This is a genomic window from Leifsonia sp. T36S-04 (assembly GCF_042465655.1).
In the GTDB taxonomy this organism is placed as follows: domain Bacteria; phylum Actinomycetota; class Actinomycetes; order Actinomycetales; family Microbacteriaceae; genus Leifsonia.
Genome location: NZ_CP146286.1, coordinates 2,580,425 through 2,603,652, shown reverse-complemented (window position 1 = coordinate 2,603,652; position 23,228 = coordinate 2,580,425). Strand labels below are relative to the sequence as shown.

The 23,228-nt window shown below is 69.4% G+C and carries 17 protein-coding genes, 1 tRNA gene and 1 other RNA gene; 13 read left to right on the top strand and 6 right to left on the bottom strand.

Going from position 1 to position 23,228, the window contains the following annotated elements; genetic code table 11:
- Window positions 1–113 precede the first annotated feature (113 nt).
- The 5 genes from P3F85_RS12615 (at window position 114) to P3F85_RS12595 (ending at window position 5,825) form a co-directional block, all read left to right on the top strand.
- Window positions 114–1,301 carry a Gfo/Idh/MocA family protein gene (locus tag P3F85_RS12615; RefSeq protein WP_374007963.1) on the top strand — a complete coding sequence of 396 codons (1,188 nt, stop codon included), beginning with the start codon at window positions 114–116 and terminating at the stop codon, window positions 1,299–1,301.
- Between the two features lie 131 nt (window positions 1,302–1,432).
- Window positions 1,433–2,080: a ThuA domain-containing protein gene (locus P3F85_RS12610; RefSeq protein WP_374007961.1), complete on the top strand. Its 648-nt coding sequence runs from the start codon at window positions 1,433–1,435 to the stop codon at window positions 2,078–2,080.
- Complete coding sequence (locus tag P3F85_RS12605) at window positions 2,065–3,162, top strand: Gfo/Idh/MocA family protein (RefSeq protein ID WP_374007960.1); 1,098 nt, start codon at window positions 2,065–2,067, stop codon at window positions 3,160–3,162. Before P3F85_RS12610 ends, P3F85_RS12605 begins: the two co-directional genes overlap by 16 nt.
- 42 nt (window positions 3,163–3,204) lie before the next feature.
- Window positions 3,205–4,383, top strand: coding sequence for an ROK family protein (locus P3F85_RS12600; RefSeq protein WP_374007959.1), 1,179 nt, complete (start codon window positions 3,205–3,207; stop codon window positions 4,381–4,383).
- A gap of 212 nt (window positions 4,384–4,595) precedes the next feature.
- Window positions 4,596–5,825 (top strand): multidrug effflux MFS transporter, encoded by a 1,230-nt coding sequence (locus P3F85_RS12595; RefSeq protein ID WP_374007958.1) that lies wholly within the window; start codon window positions 4,596–4,598, stop codon window positions 5,823–5,825.
- A gap of 96 nt (window positions 5,826–5,921) precedes the next feature.
- Here the strand turns inward: P3F85_RS12595 and P3F85_RS12590 are convergent, their stop codons facing one another.
- A complete protein-coding gene (locus P3F85_RS12590; RefSeq protein ID WP_374007956.1) occupies window positions 5,922–7,196 on the bottom strand; it encodes an MFS transporter in 1,275 nt (424 codons plus the stop codon).
- Window positions 7,197–7,506: 310 nt separating this feature from the next.
- On the opposite strand from P3F85_RS12590, the gene P3F85_RS12585 reads away from it, so the two are divergent.
- Window positions 7,507–8,220, top strand: a complete 714-nt coding sequence (locus P3F85_RS12585) for a phosphatase PAP2 family protein (protein WP_374007955.1) — start codon at window positions 7,507–7,509, stop codon at window positions 8,218–8,220.
- A 10-nt stretch (window positions 8,221–8,230) separates the two neighbouring features.
- Window positions 8,231–10,123: a helicase HerA-like domain-containing protein gene (locus tag P3F85_RS12580; RefSeq protein WP_374007953.1), complete on the top strand. Its 1,893-nt coding sequence runs from the start codon at window positions 8,231–8,233 to the stop codon at window positions 10,121–10,123.
- Here P3F85_RS12580 and P3F85_RS12575 read toward each other — a convergent pair.
- The 3 genes from P3F85_RS12575 to P3F85_RS12565 all read right to left on the bottom strand — a co-directional run bounded on the left by P3F85_RS12575 (window position 10,120) and on the right by P3F85_RS12565 (window position 12,263).
- The gene (locus P3F85_RS12575; RefSeq protein WP_374007951.1) at window positions 10,120–10,953 is read right to left on the bottom strand and encodes a helix-turn-helix domain-containing protein; all 834 of its coding nucleotides are present in this window, start codon (window positions 10,951–10,953) and stop codon (window positions 10,120–10,122) included. The genes P3F85_RS12580 and P3F85_RS12575 overlap by 4 nt on opposite strands.
- Before the next feature lie 66 nt (window positions 10,954–11,019).
- A complete protein-coding gene (locus P3F85_RS12570) occupies window positions 11,020–11,586 on the bottom strand; it encodes a hypothetical protein (RefSeq protein WP_374007949.1) in 567 nt (188 codons plus the stop codon).
- A gap of 290 nt (window positions 11,587–11,876) precedes the next feature.
- Window positions 11,877–12,263, bottom strand: a complete 387-nt coding sequence (locus tag P3F85_RS12565) for an SHOCT domain-containing protein (protein ID WP_374007947.1) — start codon at window positions 12,261–12,263, stop codon at window positions 11,877–11,879.
- Window positions 12,264–12,463: 200 nt separating this feature from the next.
- On the opposite strand from P3F85_RS12565, the gene P3F85_RS12560 reads away from it, so the two are divergent.
- Window positions 12,464–13,624: a hypothetical protein gene (locus P3F85_RS12560; protein ID WP_374007946.1), complete on the top strand. Its 1,161-nt coding sequence runs from the start codon at window positions 12,464–12,466 to the stop codon at window positions 13,622–13,624.
- A gap of 27 nt (window positions 13,625–13,651) precedes the next feature.
- Here the strand turns inward: P3F85_RS12560 and P3F85_RS12555 are convergent, their stop codons facing one another.
- Window positions 13,652–17,653: a hypothetical protein gene (locus P3F85_RS12555; RefSeq protein ID WP_374007944.1), complete on the bottom strand. Its 4,002-nt coding sequence runs from the start codon at window positions 17,651–17,653 to the stop codon at window positions 13,652–13,654.
- A gap of 154 nt (window positions 17,654–17,807) precedes the next feature.
- Between P3F85_RS12555 and P3F85_RS12550 the strand changes: the two genes are divergently transcribed.
- Window positions 17,808–18,092: a putative quinol monooxygenase gene (locus P3F85_RS12550; protein WP_374007942.1), complete on the top strand. Its 285-nt coding sequence runs from the start codon at window positions 17,808–17,810 to the stop codon at window positions 18,090–18,092.
- A gap of 52 nt (window positions 18,093–18,144) precedes the next feature.
- On the opposite strand, the gene P3F85_RS12545 is transcribed toward P3F85_RS12550, so the two are convergent.
- Window positions 18,145–18,232 (bottom strand) — tRNA-Ser (locus tag P3F85_RS12545).
- 102 nt (window positions 18,233–18,334) lie between these two features.
- Between P3F85_RS12545 and ffs the strand changes: the two genes are divergently transcribed.
- The 4 genes from ffs (at window position 18,335) to P3F85_RS12525 (ending at window position 23,224) form a co-directional block, all read left to right on the top strand.
- Window positions 18,335–18,431: signal recognition particle sRNA small type (gene ffs, locus P3F85_RS12540), an RNA gene on the top strand.
- A gap of 116 nt (window positions 18,432–18,547) precedes the next feature.
- Window positions 18,548–19,888, top strand: a complete 1,341-nt coding sequence (locus P3F85_RS12535) for a DUF1254 domain-containing protein (protein ID WP_374007940.1) — start codon at window positions 18,548–18,550, stop codon at window positions 19,886–19,888.
- Between the two features lies 1 nt (window position 19,889).
- A complete protein-coding gene (pta, locus tag P3F85_RS12530; RefSeq protein WP_374007938.1) occupies window positions 19,890–22,025 on the top strand; it encodes a phosphate acetyltransferase in 2,136 nt (711 codons plus the stop codon).
- The gene (locus tag P3F85_RS12525) at window positions 22,022–23,224 is read left to right on the top strand and encodes an acetate/propionate family kinase (protein WP_374007936.1); all 1,203 of its coding nucleotides are present in this window, start codon (window positions 22,022–22,024) and stop codon (window positions 23,222–23,224) included. The genes pta and P3F85_RS12525 overlap by 4 nt, the downstream gene beginning before the upstream one ends.
- Window positions 23,225–23,228: the final 4 nt, after the last annotated feature.

The window sequence follows — 23,228 nt, the reverse complement described above, 5'->3', positions numbered from 1 at the left end:
CGACCGGGGTGCGCGGACGCGAGCTAGGAAAGTTTTCCAACGTCGGGCAGAAACTTGCCCGCACGTCGCCGGGCGTCCTAGCGTCGCACGGGTACCCCCGAGGAAGGCCGACGATGACCGAGAAGAAGCCGCGACTTCGTGTCGCGATGATCGGCTACGGCTTCATGGGCGCTGCGCACTCGCAGGGCTGGCGAACCGCTCCTCGCTTCTTCGACCTGCCCGCCGAGCCCGTCATGGCGACCATCGTGGGGCGCGACGGCGCCCGGGTGGAGGATGCGCGCGAGCGCTTCGGCTGGGATCGCGCTGAGACCGACTGGCGCCGCGTCATCGACGATCCGGCCATCGACATCGTGGACATCTGCACGCCCGGCGACAGCCACGCCGAGATCGCCATCGCCGCGCTGGAGGCCGGAAAGCACGTGCTCTGCGAGAAGCCGCTCGCGAACACCGTCGAGGAGGCGCGCGCCATGGCTGCGGCCGCAGAGCGGGCCGCCGCCCGCGGCATCCGGTCGATGGTCGGCTTCAGCTACCGCCGCGTGCCCGCGATCGGGTTCGCGCGGTCGCTGATTCAGCAGGGCCGGCTCGGCGCGATCCGCCAGGTCCGTGCGCTCTACCTGCAGGACTGGCTGCGCGACGAGAACGGCCCGATGACCTGGCGATTGGATAAGGCGGCTGCGGGATCCGGCTCCCTCGGCGACATCGGCGCGCACGCGGTCGACCTCGTCGAGCACCTGACCGGATCGCAGCTGACGACCGTCTCCGGAACGCTGGCCACGTTCGTCGAGGAGCGCCCTCTGCTCGGTGAGACCGTCGGGCTCTCGGGCACGGCGTCCGAGCAGCGTGGCCGGGTCACGGTCGACGACGCCGCCTGGTTCACTGCCCGGCTGGAGGGCGGATCCGCCTCCGGTGCCTTCGGCGCGTTCGAGGCGACCCGCTATGCGACGGGGCGGAAGAACTCGCTGCAGATCGAGGTGAGTGGATCCCGTGGTGCGATCGCGTTCGACCTCGAGGCCATGAACGAGCTGCAGTTCTACGACGCGACCGCGCCGGCGGGCGAGCAGGGCTTCACCCGCATCATCGTGACCGAGCCCGAGCATCCCTACATGGCGAATTGGTGGCCGACCGGTCACGCCATCGGCTACGAGCACGCCTTCAGCCACGAGGTGGTCGACTTCGTCACCGCCGTGGCGGACGGCACCGACCCCGAGCCGTCCTTCGCCGACGGCCTCCACATCCAGAGCGTCCTGGACGCCGTCCAGCGCAGCGCCGCCTCCGGGAGCGCCTGGACCCCCATCCCCTGACCCGCAGCCGCCGAGCACAGCAAAAACGTGAACAAAACACCGATCCGCGCGCACTTTTCCTGTGCTCGCGGGCTGAAGGAGTGAGTGTGAAGAGACAGGCGCTAGTGGTACGGGGCGGGTGGGATGGGCATATGCCCATCGAGACGACGGACGCGTTCGTTCCGTTCCTCCGCGAGAACGACTTCGACGTTCGCGTCGAGGAGGGCACGGCCGTCTACGCAGACGAGGCGTTCATGGACACCGTCGACCTCGTCGTCCAGGTGAACACGATGAGCAGGATCGAGGATGCCGAGTTCCGCGGCCTGCAGCGTGCGGTCCTCGCCGGGACCGGCATGGCCGGGTGGCACGGCGGCATCGCCGACTCGTACCGCGACAACGCAGACTACCTGCACATGATCGGCGGCCAGTTCGCGCACCACGCGGGGAAGGACCCGGCCGAGCGCGTCGGCGACCAGTCCGACAACTACATCCCGTACACCGTGCACATCACCGAGTACGGCAGGACGCATCCCATCACCGCCGGCATCGACGACTTCGACCTCGTCACCGAGCAGTACTGGGTGCTCAGCGACGAGTACAACGACGTGCTGGCCACCACCACGCAGGAGGTCCGTCCCTGGGACGCCTGGAATCGCCCGGTGACCTCGCCGGCGATTTGGACCAGGCAGTGGGGCGAGGGCCGCATCTTCGTGTCGGCTCCGGGCCACCGCCTGGAGATCGTCGAAAGCCAGCCGGTCCGGACCATCATCGAGAGGGGTCTGCTGTGGGCGTCCCGCTGAACATCGGTGTCATCGGCGTCGGCATGATCAGCCGGCAGTACTTCGAGCACCTCCCGCTGCTGCCGAACCTGCGCCTCGTCGCGGTCGCCGACCTCGACCTCGACCGCGCCGCGTCCGTGGCCGCCGAGCAGGGCGTGGAGGGTATGAGCGTGGATGCGCTGCTCGCCCACCCGGGCGTCGATGCGGTGCTCAACCTGACCATCCCGCAAGCCCACGCCGACATCGCTCTGCGGGCCCTGGATGCGGGCAAGCACGTCTACGGCGAGAAGCCGCTGGCCCTGACCACGGCCGAGGCGGCTCCGATCCTCGAGCGGGCTCAGGCCGGGGGCCTGCGAGTGGGCAGCGCCCCCGACACCGTGCTCGGCACGGGAATCCAGACCGCGCGGGCCTTGCTCGACGAGGGCCGGATCGGCACACCCGTCGGGGCGTCGGTCGCCTGGAGCGCACCGGGTCACGAGCTGTGGCACGCGGCCCCGGCGTTCTACTACCAGCCGGGCGGGGGCCCGCTCTTCGACATGGGCCCCTACTACCTGACCAGCCTGGTGACCTTCTTCGGTCCGGTCGTGCGCGTCTCCGGCGCGACCAGCCGCTCGTCGCGCGAGCGCACGGTCGCCACGGGTCCGCTGGCCGGCACGCCGGTCCCGGTAGATGTGGACACGCACGTCACCGCGATCCTGGAGCACGCCTCCGGCGTGATCTCCACAGTCACCGTCTCGTTCGAAGTGTGGGCGACACGGGCGCCGAAGTTCGAGGTCTACGGCACCGGCGGCACCGTCGCCGTGCCCGATCCGAACATGTTCTCGGATTCCGTCGAACTCGCGACGGCCGCCGATCGGGAGTTCCGCGAGGTCCCGATGACGGCGGGCTACGAGGGCGCGGGCCGGGGGTTCGGGCTGGCCGACATGGCGCGAGCCATCGAGACCGGTCGTCCGCATCGGGCGTCGGGGGAGCTCGCATTCCACGTTCTCGAGATCATGGAGGCGGTGACGCGGGCGGGTGCGGAGCACTCCGTCGTGGAGCTGTCGTCGTCCGTGGAGCGTCCGGCGCCGGTGCCCTTCGGAGCGCGTCCCGAAACCTGCTGACGAGCGGTCAGCCGCGGTCCGACCGGTACAGTTACGGGGAAAATGAACGACAGGACGGCGGGGACGAACCTCGACACGGTACGGCGGCACAACCTCGCCGCCGTGCTCGGGCTCGTCCACCGCGAGGGTCCGCTGGCGCGATCCGCCCTGACGCAGGCGACGGGACTCAACCGATCGACCATCGGTGTCCTCGTCGGCGAGCTGGCGGAGCTCGGCCTCGTCCAGGAGCGCGAGCCGGAGTCGAGCAACCGCGTCGGCCGTCCGTCGCCGGTCGTCGTGCCCGCCAGCCGGGTGGTCGCCATCGCGGTCAACCCCGAAGTGGATGCGGTCACCGTGGCGATCGTGGGATTGGATGCGACGGTCCATCGCCGGGTGCGGTATCCCACCGGTCACGTGCCGACCGCAGCGGAGGCCATTGCCATCGTCTCGGCGGTGCTCCAGAGGCTGCGGCCGGAACTCGGGGAGGCGTCGCGCGTCGTCGGGATCGGCGTCGCGGTCCCTGGGCTGGTTCGGGAGGAGGACGGCGTGGTCCGGCTGGCTCCGCACCTCGAGTGGACCGAGGAACCGTTCGCGGCGGAGCTTGCGGCGGCGACCGGGTACCCGGTGCTCGCGGCCAACGACGCGAGTCTGGGTGCGAACGCCGAGCGGCTGTTCGGCGCCGGCCGGGGCGCCACCGACCTCGTCTATCTCAATGGAGGTGCCTCCGGTATCGGCGCCGGCGTCATCGTCGGGGGACTGCCGCTCACCGGCATCAGCGGCTACGCGGGCGAGCTCGGCCACACCCTGGTCAACTCTGCGGGCGTCCGCTGCCACTGCGGGGCGATCGGATGCCTGGAGACCGAGGTCAGCCAGCGCGCCCTGTTGGCGGTGCTCGGGCTCGAGTCGGCCGACCCGGACGAACTCGACCGCGCATTGGCGGCCTCCGCAGGGGCGGGCGACACCGCGGTCCTGGCCGAAGTGGATCGCCAGCTCGGTTTCCTCGCGACCGCACTCCGGACCGCGACGAACGTCTTCGACCCGCAGCTGATCGTGCTCGGCGGCTTCCTCGGAGCCCTCCATGCGCTGGACCCGGCCCGCCTGCCGCGACTGGTGGCCGACCAGGCGCTCGCTGCGAGCGCCGAACGGCTCTCGATCGTCCGCGCGCAACTCGGCTCCGACATCCTGATGGTCGGTGCGGCGGAGCTGGCGTTCGGTCCTCTGCTGGCTTCGCCTGCGTCCTGATCCGCTGTTCTGCCATCGAACGGACGGGTGGCCACAACCCGTGTGCTCGGTCACATCCCGCGCGCCCACCGTATAGAATCAAGGGTGCCCGGCCGATCGAATCGATTCGACGGTCGGTGTCCGGCACCGCGTTCCTCGCGGTGCTTCTCTCTTGGCGTCCAACGGCGGGCGCGGCCCCCCGACCACCACCGACACTCGCCAAGGACCCTTTCGTGACCACCGTCGTGCATCCCGGAGACTCGCTCTCCGGCCGCCAGCGCCTCGCCTACATCCTCATCCTGGGCGCCTTGACCGCACTCGGACCGTTCACGATCGACACGTATCTCCCCGCGTTGCCGACGCTGCAGACCGATTTCGGCGTGTCGACGCCGGCCATCCAGCTGACGTTGACGGCCACCACCATCGGCTTCGGCGTCGGCCAGCTGCTGGTCGGGCCGTGGTCGGACAAGATCGGCAGGCGCGTTCCGCTCATGGTGTCCACCTCGGTGCACATCCTGGCGTGTCTCGCCGCCGCCATCGCTCCGAACGTCGAGCTGCTGGGTGTCGCCCGTGCCCTGCAGGGCATCGGCGCGGCGGCCGGCGGTGTCGTCGCCATGGCGATGGTCCGCGACCTCTTCGGCGGCCGCCCGCTCGTGCGGATGCTGAGCCGGCTCGCGCTCGTCAACGGACTCGCGCCCGTGCTGGCACCGCTCCTGGGGTCGTGGCTGCTGCTCGTCATGCCCTGGCGCGGCATCTTCGTCGTCCTCGCCGTCTACGGACTCTTCGTGGTGACCTGCGTCGCACTCTGGATCGTGGAGACCCTCCCCAAGGAGCGGCGCCACGACTCCGGGCACTCGACGGTCGGCCAGCGCTACAAGTCGGTTCTCAGCGACCGGGTGTTCGTCGGGATCGCCATCGTGGGCGCGGCGAACTTCACCGGACTGTTCTCGTATCTGTCGTCGAGCTCGTTCATCTTCCAGGACCTCTACCGGTTCAACGCGCAGCAATACGGCCTGCTGTTCGCGGTCAACTCCATCGGCATCATCATCGGCGTCCAGTCCGCAGCACGGCTCACCAAGTACGTCGGGCCGCAGTGGATCCTCGCCTGCTCGACCCTGGTGATGTTCCTCTCGTCGGTCGCGATCGTCGTGCTCGACCAGGCGCACGCGGGCCTGTGGGGCGTGGCGGTCCCGCTCTGGTTCTTCATCGCGGCCTGTGGATTCGGCTTCCCCTGCGTGCAGGTGCTCGCGCTGAACGGCCACGGCCACGAGGCGGGAACCGCGGCGAGCCTGCTGGGCGCGCTGAACTTCGGCATCGCGGGGATCGTGTCGCCCGTCGTCGGAATCCTGGGAGTCGGCAGCGCCGCGCCCATGGGAGCCGTCATGGCGATCTGCGCTCTGATCTCGATCGCATCCCTGTGGCTCGTCGTACGCCCACGTACGGTCCCCGAACTCGCGCACTGACCGCACCCTAGGCGGTCCGCAGTCAGCCGCTGATGGTTATCAAGGCTGAATTGCGCCCAGACTGAAGAGCGCGCTTTTTGCGAAGGCCATCTATGGTTACGGCTGCTCTGGCGCGATATCTGCGATGCGGACCAGTTCCCTGACCGGGCGTGCTGCAAGAATCCACAGGGCGGAGGTCGCCACTCCGACTGAAGCGACGGCGAGGACCGCGCCGGTGGGAAGGTAAAGCGCGAGCATGCCAGCGAGTGCGGCTCCGACGGGGTCGATTCCCCACGTCAGGATCCGGCTTGCAGAGGTGAAGTTGCCCATGTTCCGCTCCCGCACAAGCAGCTGCTTGAGTGTTTCCGTGCCCGTGATGTTGATCATTACGCAGGACGCCCAGAAGCCGAGCGAGATTCCCAGGAGTGCAACGTCGAGAATCGGCTGCCCCGGGATGAGCGCGAGCATTCCGACTCCCGAGAGCGCGGGCAAGGCAAACGAGACGGCCAGGATGACGACCGGGCGGAATCGACTCCACAGCGGAGGGGCGATGGCCGCGGAGAGAAGGCCGAGTATTCCGCCGATCGCGCCTGCGATGCCGATTTCAGCCGGTGACATTGATCCCGAGCGGAGAGCGTGGGTGATGAAGATGGCCTGTATCGCGGTGGTGAACAGGTTGAAGTGCGCGATCGACAGATTCACCGGCCACATGACGTGGTGGCGATAGAGCTGACGAAATCCTGTGCCGAGGGAGCGAACGTAACTGCTGACAGTGAGCCGTTCGGCTGCTGCGGGTACGGATTCGTGGATGCGGCTGACGGCGATTGCAGAGGCTAGGTACGTTACGGCGTCGGTCAAAAAGAGTTCTAGGGGAGTGAACAGCTGGAGAAGGAACCCGGCCGTCGCCCCGGCGCCGATGTCTCCGGCCGAGCGGATCCCGGCAACCCAAGCGTTCGCGGCGGGAAGCCTGGAGCGGTGCATGATTCCGGGAATCAGCGCCGAAAACGCACTGTCGTAGAGACCGGTCAGTCCCGATATCAGACCGGCTGAGATCACAAGAGCAATGAGGGACAAGTGGTGGCCGAGAAACAACAGCGCGACTGCCATAAGCAGGGCAGCGCGCGTAAGCGAAACGAGGGACATGAACCGAGTTCGCCGCCCGCGGTCCGCCCACGGGCCGAGAAGCCCAAGGAACACGAGCGTGCCGAGTCCGGCGGCCGTATTGATCCACGCCACGTCGGAGGCGGACGCATGGAGATTCTGCAGGGCGACTATCGGAATCGCGAACAGGGTCAGCTGACTGCCGAAGAACGAGACCGCTTCGCTCCACCACAACCTCGTGAAGTCGCGGTTCCACAGCGGCGCTTGTGGCTGGACGATCTGGTCTGTCACGCCTCCACCTCCGATGACAGGCTGATCGCCCCGCGCCCGACGAGGTGCCTACGTTGCGCGCTTTACGCATCGCGAACTTAGATTCTGGGATCACAGCTAGACAAATCGTCCTGCCTCAAACGTGTCCGCTTTCATCGGCATCGGTTCGCGCAGTACACCGATTGCGGCCATCGCCGTTGCGACTGTTGCGAATCCGGGCGTAGGCCGCGCAGAAGTTGTCCGTGGTCGTCGTACGCCCGCGTACGGTCCCCGAACTCGCGCACTGACCGCACCCTAGGCGGTCCATGCCGCGGCGGGTACGTTGGCACGCATGACCGCCCCGCAGCCCGATCCCGTCAAACCTGACGCCGAGGGGCACGATGTCGGCAAGGCTGCCCGGGTCACCCGTCGCTGGCCCGTCATCGCGGGCTCCGTTGCGGTCCTGGTGGTCGTGGGACTCGGCGTCATCATCGCCCTGCGTCCCAAACTGCCCTTCGAGGTCGACACCGAGTGGATGGGCGAGATCGTCGAGCACCGCTCGGGTTTCTGGCTCGGCCCGGCACTGTTCTTCAACTACGCGGGCGGCAGCGTCATCGGATCGGTGGTGATCCCGGTGCTGATCGTGCTCCTCCTGCTCGCTTTCCGGAGGCCCTGGGGAGCGGGATACTTCGCGATAGCCAGTGCGGTGTCCGTGATCCTGGTGCAGATCCTGAAACACACGGTCGGGCGTGCGCGGCCCTCGGAGATCCTCGTCAACGCGGACACGGGTTCATTCCCCTCGGGGCATACGGCGAACGCTGCGACCATGGTGGTCGTGCTGGGCATCCTCTTCCCGCGGGTGTGGGTGTGGTGTCTCGGGGTCGCCTGGGCCATCCTGATGGCGGTCAGCCGCACCTATCTCGGCGCCCACTGGATCAGCGACACGATGGGGGGTCTCCTGCTCGGCGCGGGCGTGGCCATCATCGTCTGGACGCCGCTGGCTCACCGTCTCGCAATCGAGGCGACGCAACCGCACCCCTTCTTCCTGGTCCGATCCCGACAGTAGAGTGTGCCGCATGAGCGACGCTGACGCGCTGGCGCAGGCGCAAGAAGAGGCCAGAGCGGCCGCCGACGAGGCCGAGCGGTTGCAGGCGGAGGCAGCGGAAGCGGTGCGGAAGGCGCAGGAGGCGTCCGCGGCGGCCGAAGCTCGCGCTGCGTCGCTGCGGGAGGCGGCGGCAGCGGCAGCTGTGGCTGCGTCCGCACCCGCCCCCGCCGCGCAGCCGGCGGAGCCCGCGCCGCCCGCTCCGGCACCGACAGCCGGGCCCCTCGACCCGGCGCAGGTGGAGGCCATCCGGGCCGGCTACGCCTTCGAGGGTGCCGCGCTGGAGCTCGGGGCCCTCGTGAACGGTGACCCTCAGCCGCAGGTGCGGGTGCGCATCCCGCTCGCCATGACCAACCGGCACGGGTTGGTTGCCGGCGCGACCGGCACCGGCAAGACCAAGACCCTGCAGGTGCTCGCGGAGCAGCTGTCGGCCGCGGGCGTCCCCGTGTTCGCGGCGGACATCAAGGGCGACCTCTCGGGCATCGCGACCCCCGGCGAGGCGAGCGACAAACTGACGGCGCGGACCCGTGGGATCGGCCAGGAGTGGACGGCGCACGCCGCTACGACCGAGTTCTTCTCGCTCGGCGGCGTAGGCGCGGGGGTTCCGGTCCGCGCGACCGTGGCGGGATTCGGCCCTCTGCTGCTCTCGAAGGTGCTCGGCCTCAACGACACCCAGGAGTCCAGTCTCGGTCTCGTCTTCCACTACGCCGAGGAGGCCGGGCTCCCGCTCCTCGACCTGGCCGACCTTCGGGCGGTGCTCACGTACTTGACGAGCGACGAGGGCAAGGGGGAGCTCAGCGGACTCGGCGGGCTCTCCAACGCCACGGTGGGCGTCATCCTGCGGGAGCTCATCGCCTTCGCCGACCAGGGCGCGGACGCGTTCTTCGGGGAGCCCGAGATCGACACCTCCGAGTTCCTCCGGCTCGCGCCCGATGGCACGGGCATCGTCAGCCTGCTCGAGGTCCCGGGAGTGCAGGACAAGCCCGCACTGTTCTCCACCTTCCTCATGTGGCTGCTCGCCGACCTGTTCAACGATCTGCCCGAAGTGGGCGACCTGGACAAGCCGAAACTGGTGTTCTTCTTCGACGAGGCGCACCTGCTGTTCCGTGATGCGTCGAAGGACTTCCTGGCGTCCATCACGCAGACGGTCCGCCTGATCCGTTCGAAAGGCGTTGGCATCTTCTTCGTGACGCAGACGCCCAAGGATGTGCCGTCCGAGGTGCTCGCGCAGCTCGGCTCCCGCATCCAGCACCAGCTGCGCGCCTTCACCCCGGACGATGCCAAGGCGCTCCGGGCGACGGTCTCGACGTATCCGACGTCGGGGTACGACCTGGCGCAGGTCCTCCAGTCGCTCGGGACGGGCGAGGCCGTGGTGACGGTCATGAACGAGAGGGGAGCGCCCACCCCGGTCGCCTGGACCCGGCTGCGCGCGCCGCAGGGGTCCATGTCGCCGGCGCCCGCCGCGCAGGTCGAGGCCACGATCGCGGCGTCTTCGTTGCAGGCGAAGTACGGCGCCGCCCTTGACCGCGACTCCGCGCGGGAGATGCTCGGGCGCAAGCTCGACGCAGCAGCCGCGGCGGCCGCGCAGGCACAGGCCGACGCGGAAGCCGCTGCAGCCGCGGCGCAGGCGCAGAAACAGGCGGACACGCAGGCGGCCGCGGCCGCCAAGGCGCAGGCCGCAGCGGACAAGGCGGCACAGAAGGAGTACGAGCGCATCCTGCGTCAGACGGCCCCGCGCGCGACGACGACGCGCCGCAGCTCCACTTCGCAGAAGACGGTGCTGGAGCAGGTGCTCGGTTCGAAGGCGACCCGCGACATCCTGGGCGGCGTCGTCGAGGGGATCTTCGGGACGCGGCGCCGGCGCTAGGAAGCGTCCGGCGAGGGCGTCCGCTGGAGTGCTGCGTAGGCGCCGGGAGTCGCGCCGACGACGGCTTTGAACTCGCGGCTGAAGTGCGCCTGGTCGGCGTAGCCGAGTTCTGCTGCCAACCGGGCCAGGGGTGGGGCTTCCGGCTCCCGCAGGGAGGCCGCGGCCTCCTGCAGCCGGTAGCGCTGGATGAGCCACTTGGGTCCGAAGCCGACGTGTCCCGCGACCAGTCGCTGCAGGTGCCGCACGCCGAGGCCGAAACGGTCGGCGAGCTGCTCGACCCGGAGGATCGTGCGGTCGTCCTCGACCGCCGCGACGATGGCTGCGACCAGGCGCGCGTCGTCATCGGGCGCTGGCAGCGTCTCCAACCACGACTCGAATGCGGCGATGGCTGCGGAGTCGTCCGCATCGGCCATCGCGCGACGGACGGCTGCGGTCATCCGTCCGGTGCCCGGCACGCCGAGCCCGGGCAGCGGCACGACAAACGGCAGCCCGCGAAGCGACGTCCCGGTCCAGCCGCGCGCCGTGCCGGGGTTCAGGAGGACGCCGAACGCCCATCCCGAACCCTGCAGTGTGCGCGAGCTGAGACCCCGGTGGGCGCGGTAGAGCGCTTCTGCGCAGGACTCGATGACGACGTTCGCCGTGGGGTACTCCAGCACCTCCTGGCGGAGGCTCGCGGTCGGCGCAAGGTTCCAGCGCGGAAGCCAGTAGTGGCGAACGAACAGAGCCGCGCGTCCGGTTGCCGGTCGTCGCTCGACCGTGACGGCGGACGCGGGCGCGTTCGGGGTCAGCAGCCCCTTGCTGAGCGGCTCGACGTCGGTGCGCGCTGTCACCCCGTCATCCTGCCACGGCGGGATGCGGGGAGATCCATCTCACGCCGTCCTGCCCCAACCGCCGGCTCAGCGGCCGATGCGCGCGCGCTCGAACCAGTACAGCAGCCGCGGCCAGGTGCGGCGCAGCTGGTTCAGGGTCATGGGCTGCTCCGGCCTCGTGACCGGGACGTCCAGTTCCTCCGCCACGCGCTCCATGTCGGCCTGCGACCAGAACTGTCCGCGCATCCGGATCAGCAGCCGCCCGTTCGTGGACGCAACGAACAGCTGGGGGAGCACGTCGAGCGTGCTGGTCTCGTACAGCTGAACCAGGATGACGGCGCCCGCCTCGCCCGGTGCCACGTGAACGGTACGGCCGAAGAATCCGCGCTCCCGCACGCCGTCCGGCCCGATGGCGATGGTCGTGTTGAGAAAGGACGCGACGCCGATGACCGTGGCGGCCAGCACGACCAGGTGGGCGACCAGCACGAACGGCCAGCCGGGCCCGGGGATGGTGAGCCAGTACACGACGGCGAACACCGGAGTCGTCAGAGCGAGGACCGCGACGATGCCGCGCAGGAACAGATGGCGGTGCGGGCGCAGCACAGTCACCCGGCCTGCCCCCGCGTCCTTGTCCACGTCCGTCTGCTCACTCACCCAACGAGCCTCCCCCATTGGCCGGGATGCCGGTAGCGGCATTTTGGGGGACACCCGTTCGTGGGTCGTGCGGACGCGCACAGGCTCGCGCGCGGTGCTGGAACATCCGCAGAAACCCCCGTAACTGCGGGAAACCAGCTACCGCACGCGAACTGTGTCGCGGTTTGACTTCCGCGGAGCCCGGCCGGAGGACTCCCAGTCCGTGGCCAGACGTTCACCTCAACTCACGCTGATAGTCGAATCATCCATCCGCGCTCGCCTGTGCGCAACAGTCGTTTTTCGGCAGACCGTCACGCTGCAGTGTTGAGCGCTTTCGCCTTGAGCGCTTCGAACTCCGCCGGGGTGATGGCGCCGCTGTCGAGGAGCTTCTTGCCCGCCTCGATCTCGCCGGCCGGAGAACCGGATGAGGCGACCGTGCGGATGTACTGGTTGGACGCCTCCTGCGCCTGCATGGCGCCTGCCGCGCTCCGCTGAGCCATGCGTCCACCGCGCGCGATGAGATAGATGAATGCCGCGAGGAAGGGAAGGACGACCAGGAACAGCACCCACAACGCCTTCGCCCACCCGCTGAGCTCCGGGTCGCGGAACACGTCGATGATGACCCTGATGAAGATCGAGATGCACACGACCACGAGGTAGAACCAGAACGACCAGACGATGAAATCCCAGAAAGTCATGATGGCTCCATTCGCTCTCGCCTAGCGTCGTTCGCTGTGCGTGGCCAGACGGTAGAGCACGGGGACCGTGCGCGGCTAGAGAGCAATCCCGGCCGCTCGGCGCCGGCCGTCCGCTCGACCCCCTGACGGGGCGCTTGCTCGGTTGCGACCCGCTCTGGCAGTGTCTGATCGACGGCCGGTCCGTCCGCTGGGAGGCGTGGATGGATGCGGTGACTGCTCGGCGATCCGTCGCGCGCGCCACACGCCGGCTGCTGACGTCGCCCGTCCGCCTCGTCTCCGGTGCCGCCGCGGTCCTTCTCGTCACCGGTGCCGCGATCACGCTACCGCTCGCATCGGCGGCGTCGGCGCACGAAGCGGCTCTGGACCGTTACCGCGCAGCGTGGGCCGACGTACAGAGGATCGGCGCGCAGTTGTCTGCGGTAGAGAGCGATGCGGACACGGAGCGAGCCGCAGTCGAGCGTCTGAAGGGCACCATCAGCACATTGCGCGCCAGTCCCTCCGGGGTCCTGCCGGATGGCGACCACGCGTTGCTGGATGGGGCTGCCGACCGCATCGGGGCGGTCCTCGCGCTGGTTCCGAGCGAGCGCCCGGGTGCGCCGGAGGCCGTGGCCTCGCACCGCTCGGACACCGAGACGCTGATGGGCGCGTCCTTCACTCTGGAGCGCCAGGCGCGCCGCGAGGCCGGCTGGCTGGCGGCAGCGCTCGACGCCGTGCGGGGTCTGAGGACGCAGCACGACACCTCGACAGCGATGCTGGGGCAGCTGGTGACGGGGTCGGCCGCCGACGGCGATCGGGCGGCGGTGCCCGGGCTGGATACCGCCACCGCGGCGCTGCTGGCCGCATTCCCGCGGGCGGACGCCGCCTCGCGGGACGCGCTGGCGGCAGCTGCGAACCGGGCTGCCGCGGCGGCGGGGGCCGGCGCCCTCGTCGAGGCCGAGCTGGCGGATTTCGTCGTGCGTGCCCAGGACGTGCGTGCGTCGCAGGAGGCGAACGATCGGGCGGCGGCGGAGGCGGCCGCCCGCGCGGCAGCCGAAGAGGCGCGTCGCTCCAGCCAGCAGGCTTCGCCGGGGACCCGCTCACCGTCGGGTGGAGCGTCCGCGCCGGGCGCGTGGGGCACCGGCTCGCATCCGCTTCCGCCGCCGCCGCCGAACTTCGGTCAGTTCGTGGCGCACAATCCCAACGTCTACGCGAGTGGCTACTACCTGCCGGGATGTTCGGGCGTCCCCTCCTATACGCTCCAGGCCGCGAACCACGGGTTTCAGATCATCTCGCTGGATCACGACTACGCCTACGACTACCGGACCTTCAGCACCGCCGACGGCTGGGGCGTGACGGTCATCGACTGCAGCAACCCGGGCTGATGCGCCGTGCGATCACGCCACCGTCGGTCATGGCAGGGTCGCGACGATCGCTCCGAGGTAGCGCTTGACCATATCGCTGAGCTTGCCGGCGTAGTGGCGCTTGGTGGTCTCCCCCCAGGTCCAGAAGTCGAACGAGCAGGTGTCGGCGCCGGTGTCGAAGGTGATCTGGCTCTCGAGCGTGACCATGTGGCTGCCGTCGCCGATCTTCATCGTCGGGATGACGAGAGAGCTGTCCACCCACAGAGCGATGTGGTTCTTCGGCTTCTTCAGCAGGCTGGTGAACTCCGCCTGGTCGGCGTCGTCCTTGAACGTGACGTCGGTGTAGAAGCCCGTGTCCTTATAGAAGCCGGCGAGTTCCTTGGCCGAGGTCGACATCGCGAAGGACTCGTCGGGCGCCCCCTCGAAGTCGAAGAACCAGTTGCGTGAGTCGCGGATCCCGCTCATCATCATCCAGTCGGCCTGCGGGGGCATGTGCCCGGCACGTCCCACGTTTGCGGCCGCGATGGCGGCGTAGTCGGCGCCGCGCAGGTCGCCTCCCGGGGCCACCTTGAGGCCGCCGATGAAGCCGACGCCCGAGCCGAAGAGGTCCTTTGCGAATGTCGCCATGATGTTCGGCTTCGCCTGGAACTGGTGATGGAGGAACGCCGCGACGGTGCACAGTCCGATGAACCCCTGATCGACCAGGTCGGCGTTCGCCGACAGGTCGTTGATGCGCTGCAGCACAACGGTCGGGTCGAGCTTCGGCCAGGCCTTGCGCGTCGTGAGCGCCGGAGTCTCGGGCGTCGACCCGCCCAGCCCGACCTTGTCGAGCAGCGAGCCGATCATCCCGGAAGGCGACTGCGTGTCGCCCCAGACCGAGCCCAGCGCCGCCGGGTTCGTGGAGTAGCCGGAGGTGTCCCCACCGGCGCTCGCCCCACCCGAACCGGTGCTCGCGCCGCCGCCCGACGAACCGCCGGAACCGGATCCCGTCCCCGTGAGGTCCGGCCCGCCCGTCGCCGTTCCTCCCGCGGTGTCCCCGGTCGTGCCATCGGCGCGCGTCTTGTCGAAGTAGTTGATCTTCGCGCCCTGCTGCGACGATCCGCCGCCCTTGCCGCCCGAGATGCCTCCGCCTGCGCCGACGGCGCCGCCCGTGTACGCCGAGGCCGCGGTCTTGGCCAGGCTGGTGATCATCTCTGCGGCGATGCGCTGGCGTTCGGTGTTGGCCTTCAGGAGGTTGTCCATGTTCGTACCCGCCTGCTGCCCGGCGGCGGTCGCGCCGGCCATGGTGGCCTGCAGGCCGGCCTGGGCGAGCCCGATGGTGGCCTGAAGGCCGCTCATGTCGCGGAACATGCTGCCGTTCTGCACAGCCTGGAGCACCGCCGCTGTGCCTGCCGGATCGGGGAGGCTCGTCGGCGTGGTGATGTTGATGATCGGCGTCGAGAGCTGGCCGGGCTTGACGTCCTCCTGGGTCGCCCGGGACCCTGTCTGGATCGCAGCGATGTCGGACGGCTGCAGCGGGATCGGCGAGTCCTGCCAGTCCCAGAACCGCGTGATATCGAGCTTCTCGGCCGCGTTGGCGCGGCCCAGGACGGCCTCCGCGAAGGTGCCGCCGGTGCCGAGCGGCACGATGTCCTGGTTGTAGAGCCGGCCGACCGTCACGTCGTGGTCCTTGAGCCACGCGGCCCAGACGTCGTCGCTGCGCTCGTCGACCGACATCCGGAAGGCGAGATAGTTGCCGACGTACCGCACGGGGATCGGGTCGATGACCTGAGCGACCGGGACGTCGTCGCCTCCGACGCTGACGGAGTACCCGGACAGCAGCAGCGCGAGCTGGGCCGCATCCAGCGAGCGAAGCACCGCCTGCGAGTAGTGCAGGCGGTTCTCGGAGAGGTGGCGGCTGAGGTTCGTGTCCACGCCCCCGGGTTTCACGGTCACGAGAGGCGTGTCGGCCCCACGGCCCTTGGGGATGGTGACGGCCGGGAGGTCGATGGGGAAGCGCACCCCGTAGCGGTTGATGGTGAGCGTGAGCGTGGCGACGACATCCCGCTCGGGACTCGACCCGCGCAGGGCGATGCTCGTGACCTCGGAGATCGAGAGCGGGTCCGACGTGCTCACGGTGACGTCGTCCACGCCGCTGCGCAGCGAGAACACGGGGGAGACCGGCGCCCCTCCGGCGCTCACTCTGGCCCCCTCGATGACGACGTCCGTCGGGAGGAAGACGGAGGTCGAATCGGGACGCAGGATGGCGCGCCCGACCAGACTCGACAGGCGGGTCGCCTGCCCGTTGGTCCAGAGCTGGTCGTTGACGGACTGCACCAGCGGGATCATCGCGGATGCCCGGATGCGGGCGTTCGGGATGGTGGCCTGCACGGTCTCGGCGACGACCGCAGCCGCGGCCTCAGCGGCCGGTGCTGCAGCGGGCGCGACGGCCGCCGGCGCGACGGCAGCGGCAGCTCCGAGGGCGGCGGTCGCCGGAGCCGTCACGACGAGGCCGTCCGCGCGCAGGACCGCGGCCGCGCTGATGAGTCCGACCTCTTTCGCGGCCGAGAACTTGAGGTAATCCTTGATGCCGCTGCCGAGCACGGTGAAGGGCTGCTTGAGGTCCGGCTTGAGCTCGACGACGTCGAGGTTGTCGAGGGCTTCGCGCACGGCGTAGCTGAGGGCGGCGCGCGCCAGCGCACCCCGGAACCGCCGGATCATCCGCTCGTCGGCGAAGTCGAGCAGCTTCACCGGGATGAAGACGATGCGTTCCGCCTTCGCGAGCGTCACATCCACTCGATGGATCTGGACCACCTCGTAGTACTGCACCGTGAGCGCGTGCATGTGGTTGTAGTTGGCCAGGACGCGCGTCGAGACGCCCTCGTGCTCGGACTGCGAGACCTCCTTGACCACGGAGGCGCGGCGGCTGCGCGACGAGTGCGCCTGCTGGTGCGTGCGATCGGCGATGTTCTGGCTCATCGACGAGGCGACCTCGCGTTTGCCGAACGAGCTGGAGTAACTGTCGGCGGTCGCTGTCGCCGACGCGTCCGAGCTGGTGTGTCCCATGGATCCGCTCGGGCCGCCGAACAGGCCCCCGAGCGGCGCCGAGAGCTCGCCGGCCGCCGAGGTCCCGGACTCGTGGGAGGTGCTCGACGTGTCCGTGTGGCTGAATCCCGACTGCGCCTCGGTGGCGACCGCGTTCGTGACCTCCGAGATGGCGCGGTTGTGCGACGTGTCGTTGGTGAGGTCGTCCGTCTCGCTGATGGCCTCGGTCTCGCCCGCACGGCTGCGTCGTGACCAGTCGATGACGGCGATGCGGGTGCTCTCGCCGGGTGCGAGGGCCGCGGAATGGAGCAGCTGACCGAGGGTGACGCCCTGGGAGTACCAGGACTGGTTGAAGGTCAGCAGCGCCCCGAAGGCGACGTGCTGGAAGCCCGCGTCGCCTTCGGCGAGCTTCGCGAGGTCGATCGGGGTGAATGCCGCCGAGTTCACCGCGATGAGCTGCGCACCGTCCTGAGCGTCGATCGCATCCATCAGGAGGGTCTGGTACTGGACGCGCTCGGTCGGGTACTCGCCGTTCGAGGGCACGAGATCGGGAGGCCGTTCGGGGTCGAACGCCGAGGTGCTCTCAGGGAAGTAGGTGGCCGTGATCAGCTCGCGGGCGAACCGGTAGGGCGGGTACAACGCGAACTCCCGCACGGTCGACACATCGAGGGCCGTCGCGATGGCGGCGGCACCCGCCTCCGGCACCGCGTCGAGGGCGTCGATCCCGAGGTCCGGGAGTTCGGGGACGGTCTTGCCTGCGGCCACCGTCTGTCGCACGACGTCGGCCGTGGCCGAGCCGTACCGGGAGAACGCCGACCGCGGGTCGCCCGCCGCCTCGAGCAGTACGGAGGCGGCGTTGAACGCGCCGGAGGTGCCCAGGTCGAACACGGTCGCGATCTCGAGCGTGGCGAGCGCCGCCTCCGCCGCTGGGGTGACACCCAGGATCGCGGTGACGGGACTGTGCAGTAGTTCGTGGGGCTGTAACGCTCGGTATTCGGAGCGAACGGCGGCGAAGGTGTCGTCCATGATGGACCTCCGTAGCGTGAGCCGACCCGGGTGCTTTCGGCGGGCCACGGCTCACTCAGTTCCCAAGGTTCCTCTGATGGTGAGCTTTAGTCAAGACCGATCTGTCTAGGGTCTGCGAGCGTGCCTCGAATCGCCGGGTGCTAGCGTCGCCCGCATGACTGTCACCTCGCTCCTCGACCTGCGCTTTGCGGACGACCACCTCGAAGACGGGCCCCGCGCGCTGCTCGATATCCTTGCGGGCACGCGCGCGTTCGACGGTTGCCTCGGCGTGCAGGACGTCACTGACCCGGCCCACGTGATCGCGGTCGAGCACTGGGAGTCGCTCGAGCACGACGATGCGTACCGCGCCTGGCGGGCGGGCCCCGGCGCGTCGGGCCTGAGCGACTATCTGGCCGGACCGCCGACTCTGACGCGGTTCACCGACCTCGCTTCGCTCTGATTCGTCCGCGTGATCACGCGGATCTCGGGGGCACTCGAGAGACTGGGGAAAATGGCGGAGAATGGGGGATTCGAACCCCCGAGGGCTTGCACCCAACACGCTTTCCAAGCGTGCGCCATAGGCCACTAGGCGAATTCTCCTGGCGCTGTCTTCCGCTCTCGCGGCAGACGGCTTCCAATATCTTACTGGATGCGCGGAGGGCCCGACGCACGCGCCTCCCATCGACCTCCGCTACACTGGTTCCCGGCTCCCCACGTGGCGCCATCCAGGCCAACTCCCCCAGGGCGGAAACGCAGCAAGGGTAACCGGGCTCTGGCGGGTGCGTGGGGAGTCTTTTTCGTGTCCAGCCCCCGGTCACGGCCGCCGCGTATATTGTGCCCAGAAATGGCGCGTCTTCTACGGCCGGTAGAATGACTCGTGTCTTCCGTGGATCGTTGGATGGACGGGGTGCCGCAGTGACCGAACAGCTGACCGAGCTGGCGACCGAAGCCTATGTGGTGGGCTTCCCGCTGGTGTTCGACCTGGAGCAGGTGGTGCGGTTCACCGAGCAGGGCGTCGGCGGCGTGCCCGCCACCCCCTTCAACACGTTCGGTCATGCCCGGCGGCTCGCGGGCCCCGAGGACACGTTCGTCAGCATCAACAATGACACCCTCTACTCCATCGCTCAGGTCGACCTCGGCGTCGGCCCGATCCGGTTGCGGGTGCCCGACGCGGGTGACCGCTACTACGTCCTCCAGTTCGTCGACGCCTGGACCAACAACTTCGCCTACGTCGGAACGCGCGCGACGGGAGGCGGCCCCGGGGAGTTCCTGCTCCTGCCGCCCGACGCGGACACCTCAGACGACACGGCGCCGGACGGCCGCACCCCCACCATCCGCTTCCCGACCCGGGTGGCCACGATCGTCGGCCGCTGGGCGGTGGACGGCGAGGACGACCTGCCCGCGGTGCACGCCCTCCAGGACGCCCTCGAGCTCATCCCCGTCCACGAGACCCTGGAGCCGCCGGAGGGCGTTCCACCGGTCCCACCCCACTCGGACGAAGCGCTCGACTTCTTCGAGAAGCTGCGGGTGTGGTCGCTGGCCTTCCCTCCCGCCGAGGGAGATCGGCCCGCGCTCGAGTCGTACGCGCCGCTCGGGCTGCTCAGCCCGTACACGCTCGCCGAGCAGCCCGACGGAGTCCGCGACGCTCTGCGAGAGGGGTACGCCCTCGGCAAGGAGGCGCTCGAGTCGGCGCTCCACACCGGCGTGACACTCAGCGATCACTGGGTCGCGAACCTCCACGTGTTCGACTACAACACCGACTTCTTCGAGATCGGAGCCATCGACGCGCCGGAGTGGAAGCTCGCCGATCCGCGCACGCGTTACGCATCGCGCGCTTCGGCCGCGCTCGGGGGGCTCTGGGGAAACCACGCCTACGAGGCGGCGTACATCATGACCTACGAGGACGCCGACGGCGAGCAGCTCACCGGTGACCACGTGTACCGTCTGCGACTCAGCCCGACCCCGCCGGTCGGCGCGTTCTGGTCGCTGACGATGTACGACCTGCCGCAGTACTACCTCGTCCGCAACCCCATCGACCGGTACTCGGTGGGCGACCGGACGCGCGGGCTCGTGTACGACGACGACGGAGGACTGACCATCACGATGAGTGCGACCCGACCCACCGACGAGAAGGCGGCCGCCAACTGGCTCCCCGCGCCGGCAGGAGCGTTCCGGCCCATCCTGCGGCTGTACGCGCCCGGCGACGATGTGCTCGACGGCAGCTACGCGATCCCCGCTATCGAGCGGATCGGCTGACGTGGCGCGCTCCATCTACATCACCTCCGCGGAGGGCCACACCGGCAAGTCGACGGTCGCCCTCGGCGTGCTCGAATCCTTGCGGCACTCCGTGGGCCGCGTGGGCGTCTTCCGCCCGATCGCCCGATCGACCGACGAGCGCGACTACGTGCTCGAGCTGCTGCTGCAGCGGACGACCGCGGAGCTCTCGTACGAGGACGCTCTCGGTGTCTCCTACGAGGATGTCCACACCGACTCCGACGCGGCCCTCGCGGTGATCGTCGAGCGCTTCCGCGCGGTGGAGGCCCGGTGCGACACCGTGGTCATCCTCGGCTCCGACTTCACCGATGTGGGGAGCCCGACCGAGCTCGCCTATAACGCGCGCATCGCCGCCAACCTGGGCGCGCCCGTCCTGCTCGTCCTCGGTGGGCGCGTCGGTCAGGGCTTCGGCGAGCGCCTCGGCCAGGCCGATCCGCGCTCGCCGGAGGAGCTGCGCCAGCTGGCTGAGATCGCGGTCGCCGAGCTGCGGGCGGAGCATGCCCAACTGCTCGCGGTGATCGCCAACCGGGCCGACGAGGGACAGCTGGATGCGATCATCGCGGCCGTCGGGTCGGCTGTCGGCGCCGAGGCGGTCGCGGCCGGGAGCAGTGACCGTCCGCCGGTGTGGGCGATCCCGGAGAACCCGTTCCTGGTCGCTCCGAGCATGCGCTCGATCATGGAGCAGACCGGGGCCACGCTGCTCGCGGGGGAGGAGGCGCTCCTCGCGCGCGAAGCACTCGGTGTGGTGGTCGCGGGGATGTCGATGAACAACGTCCTGCCGCGGCTCGTCGACGGATCGGTGGTCGTTGTTCCGGGCGACCGCACGGAGGTGCTGCTCGCCGTGCTGATGGCGAACGCCTCCGGTACCTTCCCCTCCATCACCGGCATCGTGCTGAACGGTGGGTTCGACCTGCCCGAGCCGATCGAGCGGCTGCTCGCCGGTCTGCACTCGCCGCTGCCGATCGTGCGCACCGGCCTCGACACGTACGAGACGGTCGTCAAGATCACCCACGCGCGCGGCCGCCTCGCGGCGGACTCGCAGCGCAAGTACGACACGGCGCTGGCGCTGTTCGAACGCCATGTGGATGCGGCGGCGCTCCTGGCACGCCTCGACGTGAGCAGGCACGACGTCGTCACCCCGCTGATGTTCGAGTACGACCTCATCGCACGTGCCCGCGCGGCGAAGAAGCACATCGTTCTGCCCGAGGGGGAGGACGACCGCATCCTGCGGGCCGCGCACACGCTGCTTGCTCGCGGGGTCGCCCGGCTGACCATCCTCGGTGAGCCGTTCGAGGTGCGGTCGCGGGCGATCGAGCTCGGTCTCGACCTGTCCGGTGCAGAGGTGCTCAGCCCTTTCGACGATGTCCTGCGGCTGCGGTTCGCGGAGGAGTACGCGCGGCTCCGCTCGCACAAGGGGATCACGGTCGACCAGGCTGCGGACACTGTCACGGACGCCTCCTACTTCGGCACGATGATGGTGCATCTCGGGATCGCCGACGGGATGGTGTCGGGTGCGGCCCACACGACGGCGCACACCATCCGGCCGGCGTTCGAGATCATCAAGACGACACCGGGGGTGTCCGTCGTGTCGAGCGTCTTCCTGATGGCGCTCGCCGACCGGGTGCTGGTCTACGGGGACTGCGCGGTCATCCCCGACCCGACCTCCGAGCAGCTGGCCGACATCGCGATCTCGTCGGCGACGACGGCGGAGCAGTTCGGCATCCAGCCGCGAGTGGCGATGCTCTCCTACTCCACCGGCGACTCGGGCGCGGGTGCGGACGTGGAGAAGGTGCGCACCGCCACCGAGCTGGTGCGGCAGCGGGCGCCGCAGCTCGCGGTTGCGGGTCCGATCCAGTACGACGCGGCGGCGGATGCGGCCGTCGGTGCCGCCAAGATGCCCGGGTCGGACGTGGCAGGGCGCGCGACGGTGTTCATCTTCCCGGACCTCAACACGGGCAACAACACCTACAAGGCGGTGCAGCGCAGCGCCGGGGCGGTGGCGATCGGACCGGTGCTGCAGGGGCTGCGCAAGCCCATCAACGACCTCTCCCGCGGCGCGACGGTCGACGACATCGTGAACACGGTGGCCATCACGGCGATCCAGGCGGCTCTCTCGTGAGCGCCGTCCTGGTGGTCAACAGCGGTTCGTCGTCGTTCAAGTACCAGCTGATCGACAGCGAGACCGAGGAGTCGCTCGCCTCCGGCCTGGTGGAGCGGATCGGCGAGCCGAGCGGGCACACCAGCCACCGTGGTCCGAACGGGACGACCGAGCGGACGCTCGAGATCCCGGACCACACCGCCGGGTTCCGCGCCATGCTCGACGCATTCGCCGCAGAGGGACCGAGCCTGGATGACAATCCCCTCGACGCGGTGGGCCACCGCGTGGTGCACGGCGGGAAGCGATTCTTCGAGCCGACCATCATCACCCCGCTCGTCGAGATCAACATCGAGGACCTGTCCGACCTCGCTCCGCTGCACAACCCGGCGAACCTGCAGGGCATCCGCGCCGCGAAGAAGGCGTTCCCGGACGTCCCGCACGTCGCCGTGTTCGACACCGCGTTCCACCAGACCCTGCAGCCCGCGGCGTACACCTACGCCATCGACGCCGAGCTCGCCGAGCGTCATCGGGTCCGCCGGTACGGATTCCACGGCACCTCGCACAAGTACGTCTCCGAGAAGGCGGCCCAGTTCGTCGGGCGCCCGCTGAGCGAGCTGAAGCAGATCGTCCTGCACCTGGGGAACGGGGCGTCCGCCTGCGCCGTGGACGGCGGCCGGTCGGTCGACACGTCGATGGGCATGACGCCCCTCGAAGGCCTGGTCATGGGCACACGGTCGGGCGACCTCGATCCGGCGGTGCTCATCCACCTCTCCCGCCGGGCGCAGCTGAGCACCGACCAGCTCGACGAACTGCTCAACCGGCGCAGCGGCCTGCTCGGGCTGTCCGGCCGCGGCGATATGCGGGATGTGCGGCTCGCCGCCGGCCGCGGCGACGAGCAGGCGCGACTCGCCCTCGACGTGACGGTCCATCGGTTGAAGCACTACATCGGCGCGTACACGGCGCTTCTCGGCGGCCTCGACGTGCTCACCTTCACGGCGGGTGTCGGCGAGAACGACGCGGCGCTCCGGGCTGAAGTCGCGGGCGGGCTCGAGGTCCTCGGCATCCGGCTCGACCCGGAACGCAACGGCGAGGCGTCCCGGGACGCCCGGGTGATCTCCACCGACGACTCACCGGTCACCGTGCTCGCGGTGCCGACCAACGAAGAGCTGGAGATCTCCCGTCAGTCGCTGCAGGCTGTCCGGGACACGACCGGAGGCTGAGGGA

Coding starts and splice junctions, on each gene's coding strand:
- P3F85_RS12565 (WP_374007947.1), bottom strand. CDS start 12,263: ATGACTTTCTGGGATTTCATCGTCTGGTCGTTCTGGTTCTACCTCGTG.
- P3F85_RS12610 (WP_374007961.1), top strand. CDS start 1,433: ATGCCCATCGAGACGACGGACGCGTTCGTTCCGTTCCTCCGCGAGAAC.
- P3F85_RS12560 (WP_374007946.1), top strand. CDS start 12,464: ATGGATGCGGTGACTGCTCGGCGATCCGTCGCGCGCGCCACACGCCGG.
- P3F85_RS12615 (WP_374007963.1), top strand. CDS start 114: ATGACCGAGAAGAAGCCGCGACTTCGTGTCGCGATGATCGGCTACGGC.
- P3F85_RS12585 (WP_374007955.1), top strand. CDS start 7,507: ATGACCGCCCCGCAGCCCGATCCCGTCAAACCTGACGCCGAGGGGCAC.
- P3F85_RS12600 (WP_374007959.1), top strand. CDS start 3,205: ATGAACGACAGGACGGCGGGGACGAACCTCGACACGGTACGGCGGCAC.
- P3F85_RS12580 (WP_374007953.1), top strand. CDS start 8,231: ATGAGCGACGCTGACGCGCTGGCGCAGGCGCAAGAAGAGGCCAGAGCG.
- P3F85_RS12550 (WP_374007942.1), top strand. CDS start 17,808: ATGACTGTCACCTCGCTCCTCGACCTGCGCTTTGCGGACGACCACCTC.
- P3F85_RS12555 (WP_374007944.1), bottom strand. CDS start 17,653: ATGGACGACACCTTCGCCGCCGTTCGCTCCGAATACCGAGCGTTACAG.